Annotated in this window: 3 protein-coding genes and 2 pseudogenes; all 5 read right to left on the bottom strand. The window is 41.2% G+C overall.

Translation table 11 applies throughout. The features are described 5' to 3' along the window. Positions 1–76 precede the first annotated feature (76 nt). A pseudogene (gene tssM, locus R7Z77_RS23450) lies at positions 77–3,190 on the bottom strand (type VI secretion system membrane subunit TssM); the annotation flags it as partial. A 16-nt stretch (positions 3,191–3,206) separates the two neighbouring features. Further along, positions 3,207–4,499 (bottom strand): type VI secretion system protein TssL, long form, encoded by a 1,293-nt coding sequence (gene tssL / locus R7Z77_RS23445; protein ID WP_064354827.1) that lies wholly within the window; start codon positions 4,497–4,499, stop codon positions 3,207–3,209. An 11-nt stretch (positions 4,500–4,510) separates the two neighbouring features. After that, complete coding sequence (tssK, locus tag R7Z77_RS23440; RefSeq protein WP_213895877.1) at positions 4,511–5,836, bottom strand: type VI secretion system baseplate subunit TssK; 1,326 nt, start codon at positions 5,834–5,836, stop codon at positions 4,511–4,513. Between the two features lie 21 nt (positions 5,837–5,857). Further along, positions 5,858–6,313 (bottom strand): type VI secretion system lipoprotein TssJ, encoded by a 456-nt coding sequence (tssJ, locus tag R7Z77_RS23435; RefSeq protein WP_017820223.1) that lies wholly within the window; start codon positions 6,311–6,313, stop codon positions 5,858–5,860. A gap of 11 nt (positions 6,314–6,324) precedes the next feature. Then, a pseudogene (locus R7Z77_RS23430) lies at positions 6,325–6,552 on the bottom strand (type VI secretion system-associated FHA domain protein); the annotation flags it as partial. Positions 6,553–6,629 lie beyond the last annotated feature (77 nt).

Genomic DNA, 6,629 nt, shown 5'->3' with positions numbered 1-6,629 from the left:
AGAAGTTCACCTGAACCCAGAAAAAGAAGCTGCTTGATAATTAATCAAGTAGTGACAACTAGCTTGAAAAACGCCGGAAAGACTGCCTGATACGTTGCGCTCTTTGAAAGACCATTAGTGTTTCTGGACGAACTCCAATTTCCTTTTCTAATCGCCAACGACTTTTCGAAGTATCCACAAACGGTTCGAGGTATTCTTGGAAGAATGCGTCAAGCGTACCTCCATAACCAAAGAATCGCTTAAAGTCTTTCAATCTAACTTCTCTGCTCGCGTTGGACTCGAATGGATATCTGCCAGCAATAGTCCGCTGATAAGGGCGGACCACCTGTGTTACCCAAAGTTGATTTAGATGATCCTTCGAACCGCTCTCCGCAAACTTAACCGACTCTTGAGAAAGCTCACCTAGCCATTGATTAAATGGTCTCGGCAAAAGTTCTTTAGCACGAGCGAAGGAAGCTGCGACATCTTGTGTAACGGTTCCATCTAAAATACTTTTGTAGGCAATTTTCTGATTGTTACCAGAGCTTGATAAGTCACTTAAATACGAACGCAAGTTAACCATTGCTTGTTGAATATCATCAAAGTCTTGCTCACCAAGGCGTAAGATCTCTGAAAAATGCGATTCGACTTCTTTACCTGGCAGAGCAACATTGAAGCCGTTTTCTTCAGGTAAATACATGTCTAGTCTATCTGCCGTATTTGAAAACTTAACTTTGGCAACTTTACCAGCAACTTCAGAAGCGGCTTTTTGATTTTCTGACAATGATACTTTTGATAGAGCAACCTCTTTTTGGATTGCTCTCAACAAAGATTCGATTGGTCTTTCAACTCCAGATAAAACCCTCGCTTGCTCTGTCGCAAGTTCTAGGCTCGGAGCCTGCTTCAATTGAATATCTTCGATCAACGTTTTCCATTCATTAACATAATCTTGATAGTATCGAGACTGAACGCCTTGGATGGCACTATCTTGATCAATTTCATGAGCCTTAAGATCGTCACCATAAACCCAGTTCTCTTCCATTAGGCTTTTTACTGTACGGTTGATCTGAATCTGAAAAATGCTATGAAAACCATTGTACGTGTAGAAACCCGAAATGCCTTGTGATAGCGGTTTTCCACTAGCTCGCTCGAACTGCTCAAGCCCTTTAGGTCCCAATACATCAGTCAAGCGAAATGAAGGTACATGACTCTTAGAAAATTGTATTTTCATTCGCTGATAAGCACGTTCAGGTAGAGACATTTGAGTCAACACTTCTCGAGCACTCGTCACGGCAGCAGTGTTGTAAGTAAAGCCTTGTCCATCGTTGCCTAATAAATATTGAGTGTGCTGTAGCAAACGTCTTCTTAAGTCTGCGTTTAGCTCACCCGGATATTGACGTTCGAAATAAAAGTTAAACCAAGCCAACACTTCATCTTGTTGATATTTGTCTGGATTGAATAACATCAAATACGTTTTTAACGTTTCGTACAAATACTCACGATGCTGTTGATTGCTCTCCATTTCTGACACCAAGCTATCAAGAAGCAGAGGGGCGTAATATTGGGTCAAAGCATCAGAATATGCATTGTTTGCCGCCTGAGACACTTTGTCTCCTTGATAGAGACCAAACCTCTTTACAGAGTCGGCATCACCGTAGTCGCTTTGCTTTCCGAGAGGAAGCGTCATCAACCTATCTAATGTTTCTACAGCTGAAACAATATCCGCTTCAAAATCTAAACTTTGAGCGCCAATCATTGCATCAATATGGCTCGCTTGTTCATTGGTATCGACAATTAACTGTGAGTTCCACTTATAACTCATAAACCAAAGCGCAGAAGCTCCTAGCAGTAGCGTTGTACATCCAATGTAAACACCTCGACGCATCCAACCTGACTGCTTTTGATAGTGACGATTAACTGTTCCTAACAGTTGCTCTTTGAAAATAACCTTGTCAAAAAGATTCTTTACGAAATAACTATGAGAGCCAGTCTGACTCTTTGCTAGAGCTAAACGATTTAACCCAAGTCCATTGGTTGATTCATTCATCAGCTTATCGACTGGTAAGCCTTCTTGAACCGAACTCAACATAAACACACCACGAATCAAGGCAGGCTCTTCAAAACTGTTTTGTGCAAAAATTTCAGCTAAAAACTCGTCAAGATTAGCTTGTAGCACTCTTAATTGCTTTGGAAATTCAAAGATAAGCGCGCGTTTATCTAAATCGTCCTCTGTTTCAAGTATTCTAAGCATACGGGCATCAAGGCGCTCCAACATGCCATGAAATTCTTTGTTGAATAGAGAAATAACGCCTCTTTCATCATCCACTTCACGAGGGAACATGAAACCAAATAATTCCTCTCGCTCTTCCTTACTTAAATCGGCAAAAAACTCATTGAAACCGGCAACTAAATCCATTTTGGTGAGCAATACGTAAATCGGAAACTGCATGCCTAACTGGTTTTTCAGTTCTTGAAGTCTCGACTTAATTGCTCGAGCATGAAGATTTCGCTCGGTTCGAGTCTGAGACATCACGCTGGCTAAACTTATCGTAACAATCGCACCATTAATTGGTCTTTGCGTTCTATACTTTTTCAACAATCCTAAGAAACCATGCCACGCTTTAGAGTCGACCTTTTCTTGACTGTCTTGTGTCGTATACCGGCCAGCCGTATCTATAAGAACTGCTTTATTTGCAAACCACCAATCACAGTGGCGAGTGCCACCTACACCGGCAATAGAGTCAGAGCCAAGGTTGTCTCCTAATGGAAACTCTAACCCCGACTGCTTTAATACGGTTGTTTTCCCCGTTCCAGGAGGGCCAATCAACACATACCACGGTAAGTCATACAAGCTTCTCTTGCCTTTGTGTGTTTTCGTCACTACTTTGACAGCTTGCTCAATACGCTCGCGCATTAAGTCAATTTCACTTGCCGCTTCTTTATCTGATAGGCTATCAACCTCAAGCAACGTTTGAATACTTTCGTCTTCTTTCACCTTTTGCTTATGCTGCTTGGTAACGTTAAATATCGCCCAAAGCAACACCAACACTAGAATAGTGACTAGCCGTTGAAAGTCACTCTTTAGGGGCTCATATCCCGCTATCGCAATAAGTGGACCAACAACCCAAATGAAAATAGAACAAGCAGCGACACCTATAAGACCGAGAAACCATCTTTGAGTAAATATTCTGCCAATTTCTTTAATACGCATCTCTATCTACCTATTATTAATTCGCGACAAGAAGGTCGATTTCAATCCGGCGGTTAATAGCTCGGTTTTCATCACTACTGTTTTCAACTAATGGTCTTGCATCCCCCAATCCCTCGGGTATCACTCGCCCTTCTAATGCACTATTCGAGATCAGTTGTTCAGACATAGCAGTGGCTCGAGCTAATGATAGGTGCCAGTTCGAGGGATATTTACTCGTGAAAATAGGCCTATCGTCGGTGTGACCAGTAACAATGATCTTGCCTTGGGTCGACTCCAATGTTCTCGCAAGCTTAGAAATAACGGGTTGGATGTAAGCGACAACATCAGCACTACCTGATTCAAATAGATCTTGAGACTTTAACGAAATTCTTACCCTGTCTTGCAGCGGCTCAACATTGATTAGCCCCTTACCGATCTCAGTTGCTAGATACATTGAAATCTTTTCTGCAATTGGCGCTGATTTTGATTCTGACGTTGCATCTTGGTTAAGTTGTTGCGGTTGAATCAAATTGACTAATTGAGAAAAGGTGCGATTGGATGCCTTATTTAGCTCATAACTAAAATACATATATATGCAGACCAATAGTGCCGCCGTTACAGAACATACAACCCAAAGAGGAGCTCTATCAGAAGCCTTTGAGCCATTCAAAATGTGTTGGTCGATACTATTGCTTAGTTCCTGAGGGACTCCTCTCCCATAAGTCTTAAGAGTAGCAATAACCTGTCTTCTCAATTTCCGGTGCGATTCCAGTCCATTTTTTTCTAAACGGTATTGACCCAGAAACCCGAGAGATAAGCACACATACATTAGTTCAAGCAAATCTAAGTTCACATCTGGTTTCGCCATGCACTTATCAAGATGCTTAAAGAACGCTTCCCCACCTTGACTGCTAGCATAGAAGGAGCTAAGTAATGAATCGTGACTCCAGAATGAATTCCCACCCCAATTGGTGTTAAGGACAACTTCATCTAGTGAACAGCATAAACAATAACGAGCTGTATCAATGGTATCCAAATCAACGTCATGCTGACGTAATCGGTTCTCATAATCTCTAAGCTTTTGTGCCAATGTCTCTTTTAGAAACAACGGATCGGAATGAGTCGCTGTCGAGCGAATTTGACCGATAATAGATAACAGGCCATTCGCCTCTGCTAGTAGAGAGTTATTCCCATAAGCGACCACTGAATCATTGTTCACCAATTCAGGACTTTTTGAGATAACTACGGTATTATCCACAGACTCTTCTGATTGTGGTTTCGATGCGGGTGCTCTTCCACCCGGTGTTGGTTTTACTATCGTTTGTTCCATACAGAGCGCGCCTATTGATTAATACTCCAAAGCTCAAGTTCAGCATTCGGAAAATGCCCTGATAGGTGAAGCGCAATACCGCCACTATCTTTTAGCCTCATCCAAAATGGCCCTTTCTTGACAACTTCGAAATAGACATAGCCCGTTTGGTAAGGAATCTGTCTCGGGACGACACTCAACGGCACTACGTTTATACCGTTGATCTGATTATTAATTAGATCGCGAATCTGTTCTGCCGGGCCAAACTTGAGTTGCGCTGGGACCAGGCGTCTTATTTCATCTGTTGTGGTATCTGCTTTAATTGCTAGCACAAATTGGCATGACTCAAGCAAGCGTTTATCTGGAAGCGGCGTCACTTGAATACCGTATTGGCGAGGCTCCAACGGAAGTTTGGTCGCAGTTTGGTCAAGAACAACACTGAGGTACTGACTGAGTATCTGATTCAACTCGCTATAAACACTTGATACATCTAAGTGATCATACGCAAGCAAACTTGGGACTCTTTTAGTTTTATTAGAAAAAGTGGCTAACTCACCAATGTAACCTTTAAGTGTCGTCGCTAATTCCAGTGGATGTAACCTATCTAACTCACTGAAATGCTTTAACTTCGCCTCATATCGGTTCAACATTTGGAGCATGATGAAATCAACAGCAGATGCCGATGCAGATTTGCCCTTAATCAAGCGCTGCGCAATAACGTCAGCACGCATCTTTGTCATCGCGATAACGTTACGTAGATAAGCTGACATAACTTTATCGCTCAGGAGATTGATAAGCGGAGGAACGTACTCATCGTCTAGTATAATTTCCCCTTCAGGAGTTACCTCTTTGATCCTTAAGATAGGTAACTCCACATAACCCGCTAATTTGTCATTACCCGCTTTCAACTCAAGGTTGAGGGCTGCAACTTGGATGGTTTCTTCATCTTGTCCTGTAAGGTTATCTATCACGTCGATATCTTGAAGTACATAACGAGAGACGATCGATTCGCTTACATCCGAAACGTTTTTACCTGTAACACTTGAAAGAGGGAGAGTTATTTTTACTAACGTATTTTCAGTGTTTTTATCAATAAGTAGAGGCGAAACTGAATCGTTGGATATTAACGTATTAACCAACGTCATATCTGGCAAAACAGCTTCAAGATGCTCAAGTTCAATAAGACCATCTTTTAGCGCGTGTTTTTTTACTCGACATTTCCAAACTCCCCAATTGTAAGCCCCACCTAACTGATGTAAGCCCTTGAATTCTTGAGAGGTTGCGCGTTCTTGTTGTTGGAAGTGCTGGGGACGTAAAAACATTCCTTCGCACCAAGCCGTCTTGGAGTATTGCGTCATTTATAATTAGCCAACTAAACGTTATTTAACGACCAAAGACAGATCTTCTAACAATACTTGATATGTGTTGTAACCGGTCTTATCCACTTTAATGACTTGTCGCCAATTTGAGTTTTCAATATCTCGAAACGCGACGACAATGCCTAAATATTCTGTCTTTGGAGACATACTTGCTTGATATGTTTCTTTCTGACCTGGAGTTAATGAAACTTCATATTTATTCACTAAATCAGGTCCTAAGACTTTTTCACTTTCTTCATAAATAGAAAAAAAGTCCTGGCTTTCGAAAATGGTATTTGACGTTAATTCAAATACATACACCACTACAGGAGAAGGCCTGCCGTTTGAATCAGGATTAATGTTATGACTTGCTGCTATTTCTAAATCTGAGTATGGATCAACAACTAGGTTCGCTGCTGAGCACCCAAATAAAGCCATTGAAATTAATAACAAAATATATTGGTAAAACTTTTTCATCACCCTAATTCCTAGCCTTTGTTTTTTAATGCTAATTCATAGTGCTTAGCGAAGTCTTCTAAATAGAACGGAGACTCTTTATTGATAATATCATCGGATAACTTTTCATGAATATCCTCAAACCTCTTCCAACTTTGAGCATATTTTCTAGCTGGAATAACCTTATTGATAACCGTGTCTTTCGCTAAAGCATCTGAGTATATAGAAGTAGGTTCAACAAGTGACATAACACTCGAAACCGGCTTTGTTGCGTAATTCGATGGAACTAAATCAGGAAGTTACGATCTGATCGGTTACATCAGTTAATCATCGTAGC

It is taken from the genome of Vibrio sp. 1401 (assembly GCF_033340295.1).
Note: the sequence above shows the minus strand (reverse complement) of the source record. Positions and strands in the feature narration are given on the sequence as shown.